Annotated in this window: 15 protein-coding genes; 2 read left to right on the plus strand and 13 right to left on the minus strand. The window is 75.9% G+C overall.

The genetic code is table 11. The annotated features are described in order from the left end of the window. Nucleotides 1–78: 78 nt before the first annotated feature. Both groL and groES read right to left on the minus strand, forming a co-directional pair. Complete coding sequence (groL, locus tag V2S66_RS07435) at nucleotides 79–1,701, minus strand: chaperonin GroEL (protein WP_330793720.1); 1,623 nt, start codon at nucleotides 1,699–1,701, stop codon at nucleotides 79–81. A 148-nt stretch (nucleotides 1,702–1,849) separates the two neighbouring features. Then, entirely contained in the window at nucleotides 1,850–2,158 is a 309-nt protein-coding gene (gene groES / locus V2S66_RS07440) for a co-chaperone GroES (protein ID WP_075017238.1), read from the minus strand. Nucleotides 2,159–2,409: 251 nt separating this feature from the next. Between groES and V2S66_RS07445 the strand changes: the two genes are divergently transcribed. After that, on the plus strand, nucleotides 2,410–3,600 hold the full coding sequence (locus V2S66_RS07445) for a class I SAM-dependent methyltransferase (RefSeq protein ID WP_330793721.1): 1,191 nt from the start codon (nucleotides 2,410–2,412) through the stop codon (nucleotides 3,598–3,600). On the opposite strand, the gene V2S66_RS07450 is transcribed toward V2S66_RS07445, so the two are convergent. The 5 genes from V2S66_RS07450 to tsaB all read right to left on the minus strand — a co-directional run bounded on the left by V2S66_RS07450 (nucleotide 3,591) and on the right by tsaB (nucleotide 7,239). Beyond that, entirely contained in the window at nucleotides 3,591–4,442 is an 852-nt protein-coding gene (locus V2S66_RS07450; protein WP_330793722.1) for a polysaccharide deacetylase family protein, read from the minus strand. The two genes, V2S66_RS07445 and V2S66_RS07450, sit on opposite strands and share 10 nt — an antisense overlap. 161 nt (nucleotides 4,443–4,603) lie before the next feature. Further along, nucleotides 4,604–4,894 carry a hypothetical protein gene (locus V2S66_RS07455; protein WP_330793723.1) on the minus strand — a complete coding sequence of 97 codons (291 nt, stop codon included), beginning with the start codon at nucleotides 4,892–4,894 and terminating at the stop codon, nucleotides 4,604–4,606. Next, a complete protein-coding gene (gene tsaD, locus V2S66_RS07460; RefSeq protein WP_330793724.1) occupies nucleotides 4,891–6,042 on the minus strand; it encodes a tRNA (adenosine(37)-N6)-threonylcarbamoyltransferase complex transferase subunit TsaD in 1,152 nt (383 codons plus the stop codon). Before tsaD ends, V2S66_RS07455 begins: the two co-directional genes overlap by 4 nt. Next, nucleotides 6,035–6,523 carry a ribosomal protein S18-alanine N-acetyltransferase gene (gene rimI, locus V2S66_RS07465; RefSeq protein ID WP_330793911.1) on the minus strand — a complete coding sequence of 163 codons (489 nt, stop codon included), beginning with the start codon at nucleotides 6,521–6,523 and terminating at the stop codon, nucleotides 6,035–6,037. The genes tsaD and rimI overlap by 8 nt, the downstream gene beginning before the upstream one ends. A gap of 50 nt (nucleotides 6,524–6,573) precedes the next feature. Beyond that, nucleotides 6,574–7,239 carry a tRNA (adenosine(37)-N6)-threonylcarbamoyltransferase complex dimerization subunit type 1 TsaB gene (tsaB, locus tag V2S66_RS07470; RefSeq protein ID WP_330793725.1) on the minus strand — a complete coding sequence of 222 codons (666 nt, stop codon included), beginning with the start codon at nucleotides 7,237–7,239 and terminating at the stop codon, nucleotides 6,574–6,576. Nucleotides 7,240–7,373: 134 nt separating this feature from the next. Here tsaB and V2S66_RS07475 point away from each other — a divergent pair, with 134 nt between their 5' ends. After that, nucleotides 7,374–8,060, plus strand: coding sequence for a hypothetical protein (locus tag V2S66_RS07475; RefSeq protein ID WP_330793726.1), 687 nt, complete (start codon nucleotides 7,374–7,376; stop codon nucleotides 8,058–8,060). 37 nt (nucleotides 8,061–8,097) lie between these two features. Here the strand turns inward: V2S66_RS07475 and V2S66_RS07480 are convergent, their stop codons facing one another. The 6 genes from V2S66_RS07480 to V2S66_RS07505 all read right to left on the minus strand — a co-directional run bounded on the left by V2S66_RS07480 (nucleotide 8,098) and on the right by V2S66_RS07505 (nucleotide 14,833). Beyond that, complete coding sequence (locus V2S66_RS07480) at nucleotides 8,098–8,280, minus strand: hypothetical protein (RefSeq protein WP_330793727.1); 183 nt, start codon at nucleotides 8,278–8,280, stop codon at nucleotides 8,098–8,100. A gap of 742 nt (nucleotides 8,281–9,022) precedes the next feature. Then, nucleotides 9,023–9,568 (minus strand): tRNA (adenosine(37)-N6)-threonylcarbamoyltransferase complex ATPase subunit type 1 TsaE, encoded by a 546-nt coding sequence (gene tsaE, locus V2S66_RS07485; RefSeq protein ID WP_413966323.1) that lies wholly within the window; start codon nucleotides 9,566–9,568, stop codon nucleotides 9,023–9,025. An 11-nt stretch (nucleotides 9,569–9,579) separates the two neighbouring features. Continuing rightward, on the minus strand, nucleotides 9,580–10,773 hold the full coding sequence (locus tag V2S66_RS07490) for an alpha/beta fold hydrolase (RefSeq protein ID WP_330793728.1): 1,194 nt from the start codon (nucleotides 10,771–10,773) through the stop codon (nucleotides 9,580–9,582). Between the two features lie 2 nt (nucleotides 10,774–10,775). Further along, a complete protein-coding gene (gene alr, locus V2S66_RS07495) occupies nucleotides 10,776–11,966 on the minus strand; it encodes an alanine racemase (RefSeq protein WP_413966327.1) in 1,191 nt (396 codons plus the stop codon). A 411-nt stretch (nucleotides 11,967–12,377) separates the two neighbouring features. After that, entirely contained in the window at nucleotides 12,378–13,823 is a 1,446-nt protein-coding gene (locus V2S66_RS07500) for an NAD(P)H-hydrate dehydratase (RefSeq protein WP_330793730.1), read from the minus strand. Nucleotides 13,824–14,464: 641 nt separating this feature from the next. Then, the gene (locus V2S66_RS07505; protein ID WP_330793731.1) at nucleotides 14,465–14,833 is read right to left on the minus strand and encodes a holo-ACP synthase; all 369 of its coding nucleotides are present in this window, start codon (nucleotides 14,831–14,833) and stop codon (nucleotides 14,465–14,467) included. Between the last annotated feature and the right edge of the window lie 76 nt (nucleotides 14,834–14,909).

Genomic DNA, 14,909 nt, shown 5'->3' on the forward strand with positions numbered 1-14,909 from the left:
GTGAGGCCCGGCGCCCCCGAAAGGGACACCGGGCCTCACCCGTGGTCGGACCGTGGCCGGTCCAGCGGCGCGCAGCGCTCAGTGGCTGTGGCCGTGGCTGTGGCCCGCCTCGGCCGGCTCCTCTTCCTTCTTCTCGACGACCAGGGTCTCGGTCGTGAGCAGCAGGGAGGCGATGGACGCGGCGTTCTCCAGCGCGGAGCGGGTGACCTTGACCGGGTCGATGACGCCGGCCTTGACCAGGTCGCCGTACTCGCCGGTGGCCGCGTTGAAGCCGTGGCCCTTGTCCAGCTCGGACACCTTGGCGGTGATCACGTAGCCCTCGAGGCCGGCGTTCTCGGCGATCCAGCGCAGCGGCTCGACCGCGGCGCGGCGCACGACCGCGACACCGGTGGCCTCGTCGCCGACCTTGCCGAGGTTGTCGGCGAGCACCTTGACGGCGTGCACCAGCGCGGAGCCGCCGCCGGAGACGATGCCCTCCTCGACCGCCGCGCGGGTCGCGGAGATCGCGTCCTCCAGGCGGTGCTTCTTCTCCTTGAGCTCGACCTCGGTGGCCGCGCCGACCTTGATGACGCAGACGCCGCCGGCCAGCTTGGCCAGCCGCTCCTGAAGCTTCTCGCGGTCCCAGTCGGAGTCGGTGGTGGAGATCTCCGCCTTGATCTGGCCGATCCGGCCCTCGATCTCGGCCTTGTCGCCGGCACCGTCGACGATCGTGGTGTCGTCCTTGGTGACGGTGACGCGGCGGGCGGTGCCCAGCAGGTCGAGACCGGCCTGGTCGAGCTTGAGGCCGACCTCCTCGGCGATGACCGTGGCGCCGGTCAGCGTCGCGATGTCGCCGAGCATGGCCTTGCGGCGGTCGCCGAAGCCGGGGGCCTTGACCGCGACGGCGTTGAACGTGCCGCGGATCTTGTTGACCACCAGCGTGGACAGGGCCTCGCCCTCGACGTCCTCGGCGATGATCAGCAGCGGCTTGGAGGCGCCGGCCTGGATGACCTTCTCCAGCAGCGGCAGCATGTCCTGGATGGAGGCGATCTTGCCCTGGTGGATCAGGATGTACGGGTCGTCGAGGACGGCCTCCATACGCTCCTGGTCGGTCACGAAGTACGGCGACAGGTAGCCCTTGTCGAACGCCATGCCCTCGGTGAAGTCCAGCTCCAGCCCGAAGGTGTTGGACTCCTCGACGGTGATGACGCCGTCCTTGCCGACCTTGTCCATCGCCTCGGCGATCAGCTCGCCGACCTGCTTGTCCTGGGCGGACAGCGCGGCGACCGCGGCGATGTCCTCCTTGCCCTCGATGGCGCGGGCGGAGGCCAGCAGCTCGTCCGAGACGGCCTTGACGGCCGCGTCGATGCCCTTCTTCAGGGCGGCCGGGGAGGCGCCCGCGGCGACGTTGCGCAGGCCCTCGCGGACCAGCGCCTGGGCCAGCACGGTCGCGGTGGTGGTGCCGTCGCCCGCGATGTCGTTGGTCTTGGTCGCCACCTCCTTGACGAGCTGCGCGCCCAGGTTCTCGTACGGGTCGTCGAGCTCCACCTCGCGGGCGATGGTCACGCCGTCGTTGGTGATGGTCGGGGCGCCGAACTTCTTGTCGATCACGACGTTGCGGCCCTTGGGGCCGATCGTGACCTTCACGGTGTCAGCGAGCTTGTTGACGCCGCGCTCCAGGGCGCGGCGGGCGTCCTCGTCGAACTTCAGAATCTTGGCCATGCCTGCGAACTACCTCGTCTACTCGTCAGATGTCGTCGTCAGTCGTCGTGCAGAACGGTGAGGACGGTCAACGAAACCGCCCCGGGACCCGGCCTCTAGGACACGGACACCCGGGGCGGGATCACGGCTGCGCGTGGAGCCGGAGAGATTACTTCTCGACGATCGCGAGGACGTCGCGAGCCGAGAGGACGAGGTACTCCTCGCCGTTGTACTTCACCTCGGTGCCGCCGTACTTGCTGTACAGCACGACGTCGCCGACGGCGACGTCGAGCGGCAGGCGGTTGCCGTCCTCGAAGCGGCCCGGGCCCACGGCCAGGACGACGCCCTCCTGGGGCTTCTCCTTGGCGGTGTCCGGAATGACCAGGCCGGAGGCCGTGGTCTGCTCGGCATCGAGCGGCTGGACCACGATGCGGTCCTCGAGCGGCTTGATGGCAACCTTGGTGCTGGCGGTCGTCACGATCCGACCTCCCCCTTCAAAGGGCTCACGGGAGTGTCTGTCTGGGTCGGCGACCTGGTAGGCCCGTCGTCGCGGGTGCCGGACCTGCCCGTCGCTGAGTTCTGGCACTCAGCGGTGCCGAGTGCCAGAACTGAGACTAGGACGCACTTAGCACTCGGTCAAGCGGAGTGCCAGGCGACCGCTCACCTGGCGGTACCCGGCGCCCGGCGGGGGCGGCGTCGGGCACGGCCGCGGAGGGCGAGAATGGCCGGGTGGACGTCGACGGATTCGGGGAGCTGCTGCTGCCCGCAGGGCAGGAACTGCTGGACGAGGTGCGGGAACTGGCCCCCGGGGAGGAGCTGGCCGCGGCCACCCGGCTGCGGCGGACGTACGACGCCCGGCTGGTGTCCGCCGCGCTGACGCAGGGCCGCCTGCGGCAGCGCGCCGCCGCGAAGTTCGGCGCGGCGGACGCGCGCCGGATGTACTTCACGCCGGACGGCGTCGAGCAGGCGACCCGCACCACCGTGGCCGCCCACCGGGCGGAGCGCTTCCGCGCGCTGGGCGTGCGCAGCGTCGCCGACCTGTGCGGCGGCATCGGCGGCGACGCCGTCGCGCTGGCCCGCGCCGGCATCGGGGTGCTGGCCGTCGACCGCTCCCCGCTGACCTGCGCGGTGGCCCGTGCCAACGCGGAGGCGCTGGGCCTCGCCGACCGGATCGAGGTGCGCTGCGCGGACGTCGCGGACGTCGTCCTCGACCCGTACGACGCGGTGTTCGTGGACCCGGCGCGCCGGTCGGGCGGCAACCGCACCTTCGACCCGGAGGCGTACTCGCCGCCGCTGTCGTGGGCGGTGGCGGCCGCCCGCCGGGTCCGGTACGCCGCGGTGAAGGTGGCGCCGGGCATCCCGCACGACGCGGTGCCGGGCGACGCGGAGGCCGAGTGGGTGTCGGACTCCGGCGACGTGAAGGAGGCCGCGCTCTGGTTCGGCACCGCCCCCGGCACCGTGCGGGCCACCCTGCTGCCCTCGGGCGCGCAGCTGGCCGCCGCAGGCGCACCGCCGCAGGCGCCGGTGCGGGCGCCGGGACGTTTCCTCTACGAGCCGGACGGCGCGGTGATCCGCGCGCACCTGGTCGCCGAGGTGGCCCGCGCGCTGGACGGCGGCCTGATCGACCCGACGATCGCCTACGTCACCGCCGACGCGCCGCACCCCACCCCGTACGCGACCGGGTACGAGATCAGCGACGTGCTGCCGTTCGGCCTCAAGCGGCTCAAGGCGCTGCTGCGCGAGCGCGAGGTGGGGACGCTGACGGTGAAGAAGCGGGGTTCCGCGGTGGAGCCTGAGGAGGTCAGGCGGCGGGTGAAGCCGCGGGGCCCGCACGCCGCCACGGTGTTCCTGACCCGGGTGGCAGGCGCGCCGTCGATGCTGATCGGCGCACCGCTCGGCCCGCGGTCCGCTCAGACGTAGTCCTCCAGCGGCGCCACCGTGAAGCCCTGCGCGGCGATGGAGCGCAGCATGTTCCGCACCATCGCGGTCATCGACTCGCCCTTGAGCTCGGAGGGCCCGCGGAAGTGCGCGAGGACGATGTCGCCGGGATGGTATCTGCGTCCGGGGTCCTGGAAGGCCACGTCCTTGATCTGCATGGACTCCCGCCACAGGATGATCGCCCGCAGGCCGCCGCAGGACCGCACCGCGGCCCGGGTGGCCGCGTCGTAGTCGCCGTAGGGCGGCCGGAAGAGGCCGGGCCGCACCCCGTACTCGCGGGTGAGCCTGGTCTGCTGCTCGCAGATCTCCTGGCGCTGCCGGGCCGGGCTCCGGGTGGGCAGGTCGGGGTGGCTGAGGGTGTGGTCCTCTATCGGGTTCCCCAGCGCCTGGAGGGGTTTGAAGAAGGCGTAGTCGTTCCTGATGATGTCGTCGGTCAGGAACATCGTGAACGGTATCCGCAGGTCCTTCATCATCTGGACGAACCGCGGGTCCTTCTCCGCGCCGTCGTCGAAGGTCACGAAGACGATCTTCCGGGTGGTGGGTATCCGGCTGACCACGGGTATCTGCCCGCCGCCGGTGCGCACCGGCTTGACCGCGGGCGGCGCCGGCGGCGGCGGCAGCAGCGGGACGCCCCACCTGCGGAAGGCCGCGGCGCGCGCGGCCCTGGCGGCGGCCGGGTTCCGGCCCGGCGCCGCGTGCACGGCAGGGGTCGCGGCGGGCGTCCGCGCCGCGGCGGCCGGGGCGCCGGGCGCCGAGCAGCCCGCCGCCAGCAGCAGGCCGAGCAGGGCCAGGAGCGGCCGTGCGGCCGCCGTCGGGTTGCGCATACCGGTGGAACCTCGCCCCTGTGCAGAACTCCGCGGCCACGAACGCGGGGCTGCTGCCGTCGGCGCCCGGTCGTGCGATCACCCTGGGTGATGCGGATTCCTGGCCAAGGGTTCCGCCGCGGGGCCGCCGGTACGGGCGGTACCGGAGCGGTCGCTCCCGGTCAGCCGGCGCGGGTCCCGTCGGCCGGGGGCTCGACGGAGACCGAGACGAAGCGCCAGCGGTGCACCGGCCGCCGCACCAACTCGGCCGGCGGGTCGGCGAGTTCGGGCAGCTCCGCGGCGTAGGGCGCGTCCCACCAGGTGAGCACCAGGACCCGGTCGCCGGGGGCGGTGAGGAACTCCCTGCGGCGCGGCTCGCCGGCCAGTGCGGCCGCCTCCTGCCGCGCCCAGTCGAGGAGTTCGGGCCCGCGGCCCTCCGCGGCCGCGGCCTCCCACATCAGCGTCACGGTCATCCGTACAGGTTGTCCTTGCCGGTCTCGTGCGCGTGGTCGTGCGCGTGGTCGTGACCGTGACCGTGGCCCTGCGGGTGGCCGTCCTCGTGCGGGTCGGGGTGGCTGTGGCCGGGCACGGAGACCTCGGTGACCGGCAGTGAGGAGTCCGCGGGCAGGTCGAGCGTGGACGCCGCGCGGCCGCGCGCGACCATCTCGGACCCGAGGGAGGCGACCATCGCGCCGTTGTCCGTGCACAGCCCGGGCCGCGGCACCCGCAGCCGGATGCCGGCGCCCTCGCAGCGCTCCAGCGCCAGCGCGCGCAGCCGGGAGTTGGCGGCCACGCCGCCGCCGATCATCAGATGGTCGACGCCGTTGTCCTTGCAGGCCCGCAGCGCCTTGCGGGTCAGCACGTCCACCACCGCCTCCTGGAAGGACGCGGCCACGTCGGCGACCGGCACCTCCTGGCCGTCCCTGCGGCGCGCCTCCACCCAGCGCGCGACGGCGGTCTTCAGACCGGAGAAGGAGAAGTCGTAGAGCGGGTCCCGGCCGCCGGTCAGGCCGCGCGGGAAGGCGATCGCGGCGGGGTCGCCCTCGCGCGCGTACCGGTCGATCACCGGGCCGCCGGGGAAGCCGAGGCCGAGCACCCGGGCCACCTTGTCGAACGCCTCGCCCGCCGCGTCGTCGATGGTCGCGCCGAGCGGCCGCACGTCGCTGGTGATGTCGGGTGCGAGCAGCAGCGAGGAGTGGCCGCCGGAGACCAGCAGCGCCATCGTCGGCTCGGGCAGCGGCCCGTGTTCGAGCTGGTCGACGCAGATGTGCGAGGCGAGGTGGTTGACGCCGTAGAGCGGCTTGCCGAGGGCGTAGGCGTACGCCTTGGCGGCCGACACGCCGACCAGCAGCGCGCCGGCCAGGCCCGGTCCCGCGGTGACCGCGACCGCGTCGAGGTCGCGGGCGCTCACCCCGGCCTGCCGCAGCGCCCGCTGGATGGTCGGGACCATCGCCTCCAGGTGGGCGCGGCTGGCCACCTCGGGGACGACCCCGCCGTAGCGCGCGTGCTCGTCGACGCTGGACGCGACCGCGTCGGCGAGCAGCGTGCGGCCGCGCACGACGCCGACACCGGTCTCGTCGCACGAGGTCTCGATGCCCAGGACCAGGGGTTCGTCAGCCATGGTTGTCCTCAGTGGTGTTCAGTACGGGCTGCCGCGCGGGGTCGGCGAGGCGCATCACCAGCGCGTCCACGTTCCCCGGCTGGTAGTAGCCCTTGCGGAAGCCGATCGGCTCGAAGCCGAAGCGCTGGTAGAGGCGCTGGGCGCGGGCGTTGTCGACCCGCACCTCCAGCAGCACCTCGTGGCACTCGGCGGCGGTCGCGGCGCGCAGCAGCACCGTGAGCAGCCGGGCGCCGAGGCCGGTGCTCCAGTGGTCGCGGGCGGCGGCGATGGTCTGCACGTCGCCGGTGCCGGCCACCGCGGCAAGGCCCGCGTAGCCGACCAGCCGGCCGTCGGCGGGGTCCTCGGCGACCACGTAGGTGCGCGTCGCGGCGGGGTGGCGGGTGTCGGCGAGCTCCGACCAGAACATGCCGCGGGACCAGGCGTCCTCGGGGAACAGGTCGTGCTCCAGGGCGATCACCGCGTCCAGGTCCCACCAGCGCATCGCCCGCAGGACGACGCCCGCGGGCCGCGCCGCCCCGGCCGTCGGGTGCGTCACTTCGGCAGTACCGCCTTGTAGCCCGCGGGCACCTGCGCGTCGGGCCGGCGCAGGTACAGCGGCAGCGGCGGGTCGAAGGGCGTGCCCTCGGCCAGCCGGTGCGCGGCCAGCGCCGCCAGCGCGCCGGCCGACTGGTGCGCGGGGTCGGGCCGGTGGCCGGTGAAGACGTCCGGGTAGAGCGCCGCGCCGGCGCCCACCGACGGCAGGTCCGTCAGCGCGGTCGGCAGCTGCCCGGGACGGTCCACCGCGGGCCCCTCGGCACGGTGCAGCGGGCCGTCGTAGCGCGCCCAGTAGACCTCCTTGCGGCGCGCGTCGGTCGCCACCACGAAGGGGCCTTCGAGCCCGGCCTCGCCGGCCGCCCAGGCCAGCCCGTCGAGCGTGCACACGCCGTGCACCGGCACGCCGAGCGCGTCGCCGAAGGCCGCGGCGGTGACCAGGCCGACGCGCAGGCCCGTGTACGGGCCGGGTCCAGTGCCGACCACGATCCCGGTCACGTCGGAGAGCGGCCGCCCGGCGGTCGCCAGCACCCGGTCGACGGCGGGCACCAGCAGCTCGCCGTGCCGGCGCGCGTCGATCGCCGTGGACTCGGCGAGCACCCGCTCCCCGTCGTGCAGGGCGGCGGTGACGGCGGGCGTGGCGGTGTCGAAGGCAAGCAGCAGCACGCGCCCAGCCTACGGCGCGTGCACGTGCCGCCGGGGCGGCGGGCGGCAACGCTGGTACGGTCGACCTCCCGAAATCGCACCAAAGCGCGACATAGACGCCATACAGGACCGCGATCGGAGAGTGGGAGCGCCCCTTGCCACGGAAGCCACGCACGCATCGCGTCACCGCCCTGTCCGCAGGGATCGCGTCGGGGATCGCCTCCCGCGTCCCGGCCCGGGTCCGCCGGTGGCGGCCGCCGATCCCCGGCCGGCCGGGCGCTCCTGAGCTGCCGCGCGTCCCCCCGGGCGCGCTGGTCGCGGCGCTGCTGACGGCCGCCTTCATCACGCTGGGCGCGCTCGCCTCCGACGCCTCCGACGCGGCGCCCGAGGAGGCCGCGGCGGCCACCAGGGGCGGAGTGGCCAGGACCGCGCACGGCCTGACCGCGGCCCGCCAGAACGGGCTGCCGCCGCGGTCGGGCAGCGGGGCGCGGGTCGTCTACAGCGTCGCCCGGCGCCAGGTGTGGCTGGTCGGCCCGGACGAGCGGGTGCGCCGCCGCTACCAGGTGACGCCCGGCGGCACGCCCCCGCCGGGCGGCACCCACACGGTCTTCGCCCGCCGCGCCCTGGGCGTCGGCGGCGACGGCCGCCGCGTCGAGCACGCGGTGTTCTTCGCGCAGCTCGGCGACACGAACGTCGGGTTCAGCGCGCCCGTCGAGCCGCTGCCGGCGGGGCGGCTGGCGGAGCGGGCGAAGCTCGGCGCGGCGATCAGGGAGAGCCGGGCGGACGGCCAGGCGCTGTGGCTCTTCGCCACGATCGGCAGGACGGTCGAGGTGATCGGCTAGCGGATTCACCCCTACGGGTGAGCCCGCCGCGCCGCGCTCAGGCCGCGTCCCGCCGCTCCGGCGCCTGCCGCGGCTCGTCGCCGGGCGGCGTGGAGACGGTACGGGCGGCGGCCCCGGCCGCCAGCAGGTCCCGTACGGACGGGGCCGTCGTGGCGGTGGGCGGTGCCGGTACGGGGTCGTGGTGCGGGTCCTGCGGGTCCTGCGGGTCCTGGGCCGCCATGCGGGCCTCCCCATCAGACGAACTTAGGTGTGCCTTACGGGGCGTCTCCCCCAGCACACCATGCCTGTGCGCTGCCGCGCAACATCTTCCCGACACGATGTCGGCGCCATCCCCTCCCACCCTGCGCCGGGCGCGCGGCCGCCCTCCGGGCGCAGCCCGGGGCCTTCCAGGGGCGCGGGGAACCGCGCGACCAGCCACCACGACGGCTGCACCTCGCCACCGCCCCCGGAGGGGCTGCCGCTGTCGCTACCGGGCCACCGACCGGCGGCCGGTCACCCGCGCCCCCGGCAGGGCGCGACACACCAGGGGCGCGAGAAACCGCGCGACCAGCCACCACGACGGCTGCACCTCGCCACCGCCCCCGGAGGGGCAGTCGCTGTCGCTACCGGGCCACCGACCGGCGGCCGGTCACCCGCGCCCCCGGCAGGGCGCAACGCCCACCGCCGTCCGGGCGCAGCCCGGGACCTTCCAGGGGCGCGGGGAACTGCGCGGCCAGCCACCACGACGGCTGCACGTCGTCACCGCCCCCAAAGGGGCAACTCCCGTCGCCGACGGACCACCGACCGGCGACCGGTCACCCGCGCCCCCGGCAGGACGCAACGCCCACCGCCGTCCGGGCGCAGCCCGGGGCCTTTCAGGGGCGCGGGGAACCGCGCGACCAGCCACCACGACGGCTGCACCTCGCCACCGCCCCCGGAGGGGCAGTCGCGGTCGCTACCGCGCCACCGGCCGGTGGGGGGGGTCAGCGGGGCGGCGCAGCCAAAGGGGTGAGGTCCTCGGTGGCCCAGCGCGGACCCACACCGGTCACGGTGACCTCGCGGACATCCTCGACCCCGCCGGGCGCAACGGCGTCGCGCCCGATGACGACATGGAGCCGGGCCTCGGAGAGGTCCTCGACCTTGCCGTCGCCCCACTCCACCACGACCACCGACTCCGGCAGGGACACGTCGAGATCGAGGTCCTCCATCTCGTCGAGCCCGCCGCCGAGGCGATACGCGTCGACGTGGACCAGCGCGGGTCCCCCGACCAGCGAGGGATGCACACGGGCTATGACGAACGTCGGGGACGTGACCGCCCCGCGCACCTGGAGTCCCTCGCCGAGCCCGCGGGTCAGCGTCGTCTTGCCGGCGCCGAGCTCCCCGCTGAGCAGGACTAGGTCGCCGGGGGTCAGCAGGGTGGCGAGCCGCCGCCCCAGCTCGTGCATGTGCGCGGCGGTGCGGACGGTGAGCCGGACGGCGGGAGCGTCCTGCGCGGTACCCCCGGGGTAACGGTCGTGCGGTGTGCCCATATCGGCGAATGCTACGCGTCGAGCGCCGGGGCCGTGAGCGCGCGCAGCGGCTCGGGCACCGGAGCCCGCACCGAGTCGGCCGCCCCGGCGATGAGCCGGGCGAGTGCGGAGTTGACCAGCTCGGGCCGTTCCAGGATGACCAGGTGCCCGGCGCCCTCGACGACCAGCAGCTCGGCGCCCGGCAGCTTCTCGGCGATGCCCACGCTGTGCGCGCTGGGCGTCAACAGGTCCTTGTCCCCTGCCAGTACGAGCCCGGGAAGGCCGTCCAGCTCGGCGAGCGCCTCGCCCTTCTCGTGCTCGGTGAAGGCCGGGTAGAACTCCGCGACCACGTCGATCGGGGTGGCCTCGATCAGCCGCTCGGCGAACCGCTCGACCGCCGGGTCGATGTCGTCGGAGCCGAAGGAGTAGCGCTTGATGACGCCCGCGAAGAGGTCGGCGGTGGCCCGGCGTGTCCGCTCCACCAGGTCGACCTGGCTGCCGAGCACGCGCAGCGCTCCGGGCGCGACGAGCCGGAAGGCGCGCGCGGCGGCCGCGGGCAGGCCCAGGGTGACCGCGGCGAGCTTGCCCGCCGAGGTCGACACGAAGGCGACGCCCGCGACGCGCTCGCGCACGTACTCCGGGTACTGGTCGGCGAACGCCATCACCGTCATGCCGCCCATCGAGTGGCCGACGAGCACCACCGGGCCCTCGGGCACGGCCGCGTCGAGGACCGCCTTGAGGTCGCGGCCGAGCTGGTCGATGGTCGCGGGGCCGCCCGCCACCTGGTCGCGGCCGCGCTCGCTGCGGCCGTGGCTGCGCTGGTCCCAGTAGACCGCGCGGACGCTGCCGCGCAGCGCGGCCCGCTGGAAGTGCCAGGAGTCCTGGTTCAGGCAGTAGCCGTGCGAGAAGACGACGGTGACCGGCTGGGCCGCGCGCCGGGGGCGGCCGCGCAGCCAGCCGCGCCTGGCCGGCGGCTCCGAGGGGGCCGGCGCGGCCTCCTCGGTCTCGTAGTACAGCTCGGTGCCGTCCTCGGCGGTCGTGCTGCCCGGAGCGCCGCGCAGGGTCCCGTACGGGCCTGCCGCGTCCAGCGCGAGGCGGGCCCTGCGGCGGGTGCCGCGGCCCACGGTGACGCGCTCTATCGCCACGCCCGCCGCCGCACCGGCCGCGAGGACGCCGACGGCCGCGCCGACCAGGCCGGCCCGCTCCCAGGCCACGTTCTCCCCCATGGTCAGCCGCCGGTGTGGACGCGGGGCACACGGGCGCCGATCCGCGTCACGATCTCGTAGGCGATGGTGCCGCAGGCGCGCGCCCAGTCCTCCGCGGTGGGCTCGCCGCGGTCGCCGGGGCCGAAGAGGACGGCCTCGTCGCCGGGTTCCGCGGCGTCACCGCCGAGGTCCACCACGAACTGGTCCATCGCCACCCGTCCCGCCACCGTCCGCCGTCTGCCGGCCACCAGCACGGGGCCCGTGCCGGAGGCGTGCCGTGGCACACCGTCTGCGTACCCCACCGGGACCAGCGCAAGCGTGGTCTCCCCCGCGGTAACGTACCGGTGGCCGTAGCTGACGCCGTGCCCGCCGGGCACCCGCTTGACCGAGGCGAGCCGCGCGGTGAGGGTCATCACCGGGCGCAGCCCGAAGTCGGCGGGGCCGCCGAGCTGCGGCACCGGGGAGATCCCGTACATGGCCACGCCGGGCCTGACCAGGTCGAAGTGCGACTCGGGGAGGGTGAGGGTGCCGGGCGAGTTGGCCATGTGCCGGACCTCGGGGGTCAGTCCGGCGGCGGCGGCCTGGTCCAGGGCGCGGCGGAAGACGGCGAGTTCGCGCGCGACGGAGGGGTGACCCGGCTCGTCGGCGCAGGAGAAGTGCGCCCACAGGCCGGTGACCCGGATCAGGCCGTCGCGTTCGGCCGTCCGGGCGGCGCGGACCAGGTCGGGCCACTGGTCGGGCTGGACGCCGTTGCGGCCGAGGCCGGCGTCGATCTTCAGCTGGACGCGGGCGGTGCGGCCGGCCGCGCGGGCGGCGGCGACCACTTCCGCGAGCGCCCAGTGGGCGCTGACGGTGACGTCGATGTCCGCCTCGACGCAGGCGCGCCAGGGACCGCCCGGGTTCCACAGCCAGCACAGCACCCGGCCGCCGAGTCCGGCCGCGCGCAGCGCCAGCGCCTCCTCGGGCGTGGCGGCGCCGAGCCAGGTCGCGCCGGCCTCCAGCGCGGCGCGCGCGCAAGGCACCATGCCGTGGCCGTACGCGTCCGCCTTGACCACCGCCATGAACGCCGCGCCGGGCGCCTTCGCGCGCAGCGCCGCCACGTTCGAGCGCAGGGCGTCCAGGTCGATGGTGGCCTGGGCCCGCGGGTACCCGCCGGACGCCCCGGCCGGGGCGTCCGCGCTGTCCACGGCGCCGGGGTGCGCCACGCCGTTCATGTCGTTCATCAGGGCCAGTCTCTCAGGCGGCGGGTGAAGGAGCGGCCGCGCAGCCCCGGGCGGCGCGGGGCGCGAGGGTCGCCGGCTTCGGCGGGGCGGGGCGGACGCGTGGGCGACGGTCCGGCCACCGGGTCCGGCGCGGCGCAGGACAGCCCCGGCCTGCTGCCGTGGCAGGTCGCCAACCGCTGGCAGGCCGCACAGCGCGCGGCCCTCAAGCCGTACGGGCTCCCGCACGTCCAGTTCGTGCTGCTCGCCTCGCCGGCGTGGCTCCAGGAGGGCGGGCGGCGGCGCCCCGGTCACCCAGCGGGCACCGGGCGGTGGCGGCGGTGGAAGCGTGCGACGTGCGGCTTTCGCCGCGCTCGGCGGCTCCCTCGGCCCTTCGCGGCGGCCCCCCGGGACAGCGCTGGGCCTTCAGGCCCCCATGGCGTTGCGCCAGGCCGCCGGGACGGCTTCGGCGACGTCCATCGCCGACAGCGGGCCCTGCGCGAGGCGGGCGGCCAGGCCGTGCAGATAGGCCGCGCAGGACGCCGCGTCGCGCGGCGCGAGCCCCGCGGCCAGCAGCGAGCCGCACAGGCCGGACAGCACGTCGCCGCTGCCGGCCGTGGCGAGCCACGCGGTGCCGGTCGCGTTGACCCGCACCGGCGTCTCGCCCGACGGGTCGGCGACCAGCGTGGTCGACCCCTTGAGCAGCACGGTCGCACCGAACCGCGCGGCCAGCTCCCGTACCGAGTCCAACCGGTGCGCCTCCACGTCCTCCCGCACCCGGCCCAGCAGCGCCGCCGCCTCCCCCGCGTGCGGGGTGAGCACGGTCGGCGCGGTCCTGGCCCGTACGGTCCGCGGGTCCAGCATCCGCAGGCCGTCCGCGTCGACGAGCACCGGCACGTCGGTGGCCAGCGCCTCGGACACCGTCGTACGGGCGTCGGCGCCGTCGCCGAGCCCCGGGCCGACCACCCACGCCTGGACCCGGCCCGCGGCGTGCGGCGAGCCCGCGGTGACCAGCACCTCCGGATGGCGCGCGAGGACCGCCTCGCCGCCGGGGCCCGCGTAGCGCACCGCGCCGGCGCCAGCCCGCAGCGCGCCGGACACCGCGAGCACCGCCGCCCCCGGGTAGCGGGCCGAGCCCGCCGCGACGCCCACGACGCCCCGCCGGTACTTGTCGCTCTCCCCGCCCGGACGCGGCAGCAGCGCCGCGACGTCGGCGTGCTGGAGCGCCTCCAGCACCGGGGCGCCCAGGTCGGGGCCGATGCCGATGTCCACCAGGCGCAGCGCACCGGCGAGTTCGGCGGCCGGGTCGACCAGCAGGGCCGGCTTGTACGTGCCGAAGGTGACCGTCACGTCGGCCCGTACCGCCGCGCCCGGCACTTCGCCGGTGTCGGCGTCCACGCCGCTCGGCAGATCCACCGCGAGGACCGCGGCGTCCGAGGTGCGGGCCGCCTCGGCGAGGGACTCCGCGGCGGGGCGCAGGCCGCCCGTGCCGCCGATGCCGGTGATGCCGTCGAGGACCAGGTCGGCCGAGGCGACGGCCCGCAGGCTCGCGTCGGGCGCGGTCACGGTGCGGCCGCCGGCCGCGAGCAGCGCGGCGAGGCCCTCGCGGTGGGCGCGGTCGGGTGTGATCAGCACGGCGGTGACGCCGGCGCCGCGGCGGGCCAGGCGGGCCGCGGCGAACAGGGCGTCGCCGCCGTTGGCGCCGCTGCCGGTCAGGACGACGACGCGGGTGCCGTAGACCCGGCCGAGCGCTTCCGCGCCGGTGGCCGCGAGGGCGGCCGCGGCGCGCTGCATCAGCAGGCCGCCCGGCAGCCGTGCCATCGTGGCCTGTTCGGCCGCCCTGACGTTCGCCACGTCGTGCCCGTATCGCATCCGTTGCCTTTCGCTGCGCGTGCGTCCGGACTCCATCCTCCCCGGCCGCCGCCGGGTCGGCAGCCGGTGCGCCCCATTGGGGCGCGACGAACCCACCACCGGCCGGTGGCCCGGCCCCGCCCCCGCCGGCCCCTCCGGGCCGGTGACCAACCGCGAGCCGCGCCGTCGTCCCCCGCGCCCCTCACAACCCCGGCCCGCGCCCGGACCGCGCCGCACCCCCAGGGGCGCGGGGAACGGCGCGAGCAACCGGCCACCGGCCGGTGGCCGGTGGCCCGGACACGACCGCAACAGCCCCACCGGGCCGGTGGCGACGTGCAGCGATCGCCGCGGCTGGCCGCGCAGTTCCCCGCGCCCCTCAAAGCCCCCGGCCCGCGCCCGGAACACGCCGCGCCCCACCAGGGGCGCGAGGAACTGCGCGAGCAACCACCCACCGGCCGGTGGCCCGGACACGACCGCAACAGCCCCACCGGGCCGGTGGCGACGTGCAGCCGCCCCGGCGGCTGGCCGCGCCCGGACCGCGCCGCACCCCCAGGGGCGCGAGGAACTGCGCGAGCAACCACCCACCGGCCGGTGGCCCGGCCACGACCGCAACAGCCCCACCGGGCCGGTGGCGACCTGCAGCCGCGCGCCGGGCGCACGGCTCAGCGTTCGGCGATGACGACGGCGGAGGCGATGCCCGCGTCGTGGCTGAGGGAGAGGTGGAAGGAGGCGACGTGGAGGGCGGCCGCGCGAGCGGCCACCGTGCCGCGGACGGCGAGGGAGGGCTGCCCGGCCGCGGACGTGCGGACCTCGGCGTCGAGCCAGACGAGGCCGGGCGGCGCGCCCAGCGCCTTCGCAAGCGCCTCCTTCGCCGCGAACCGGGCGGCGAGCGAGGCGACACCGCGGGGCTCACCCGAGCGCAGCAGCAGCTCACCGGGGGTGAAGAGCCGCTCGGCCATCCCCGGCGTCCTGGCGAGCGACGCCGCGAACCGCTCGATCTCGGCGACGTCGATGCCGACCCCGACGATCATCCGGCGCCGCCCGCGCATCCCACCATGCCGCACATGGAATGCAGCTTAGGCCGTGACGCAGGACACCCGGCGGGCG

It is taken from the genome of Actinacidiphila polyblastidii (assembly GCF_036353415.1).
GTDB classification, from domain to species: Bacteria; Actinomycetota; Actinomycetes; order Streptomycetales; family Streptomycetaceae; genus Actinacidiphila; species Actinacidiphila polyblastidii.

Excerpts from the sequence above, each read along its gene's own strand:
- alr (WP_413966327.1), bottom strand. The coding sequence starts at position 11,966 with ATGAACGGCGTGGCGCACCCCGGCGCCGTGGACAGCGCGGACGCCCCG.
- V2S66_RS07500 (WP_330793730.1), bottom strand. The coding sequence starts at position 13,823 with ATGCGATACGGGCACGACGTGGCGAACGTCAGGGCGGCCGAACAGGCC.
- V2S66_RS07480 (WP_330793727.1), bottom strand. The coding sequence starts at position 8,280 with ATGGCGGCCCAGGACCCGCAGGACCCGCAGGACCCGCACCACGACCCC.
- rimI (WP_330793911.1), bottom strand. The coding sequence starts at position 6,523 with ATGCGCTGGTGGGACCTGGACGCGGTGATCGCCCTGGAGCACGACCTG.
- V2S66_RS07490 (WP_330793728.1), bottom strand. The coding sequence starts at position 10,773 with ATGGGGGAGAACGTGGCCTGGGAGCGGGCCGGCCTGGTCGGCGCGGCC.
- tsaD (WP_330793724.1), bottom strand. The coding sequence starts at position 6,042 with ATGGCTGACGAACCCCTGGTCCTGGGCATCGAGACCTCGTGCGACGAG.
- tsaE (WP_413966323.1), bottom strand. The coding sequence starts at position 9,568 with ATGGGCACACCGCACGACCGTTACCCCGGGGGTACCGCGCAGGACGCT.
- V2S66_RS07455 (WP_330793723.1), bottom strand. The coding sequence starts at position 4,894 with ATGACCGTGACGCTGATGTGGGAGGCCGCGGCCGCGGAGGGCCGCGGG.
- groL (WP_330793720.1), bottom strand. The coding sequence starts at position 1,701 with ATGGCCAAGATTCTGAAGTTCGACGAGGACGCCCGCCGCGCCCTGGAG.
- V2S66_RS07505 (WP_330793731.1), bottom strand. The coding sequence starts at position 14,833 with ATGATCGTCGGGGTCGGCATCGACGTCGCCGAGATCGAGCGGTTCGCG.
- V2S66_RS07450 (WP_330793722.1), bottom strand. The coding sequence starts at position 4,442 with ATGCGCAACCCGACGGCGGCCGCACGGCCGCTCCTGGCCCTGCTCGGC.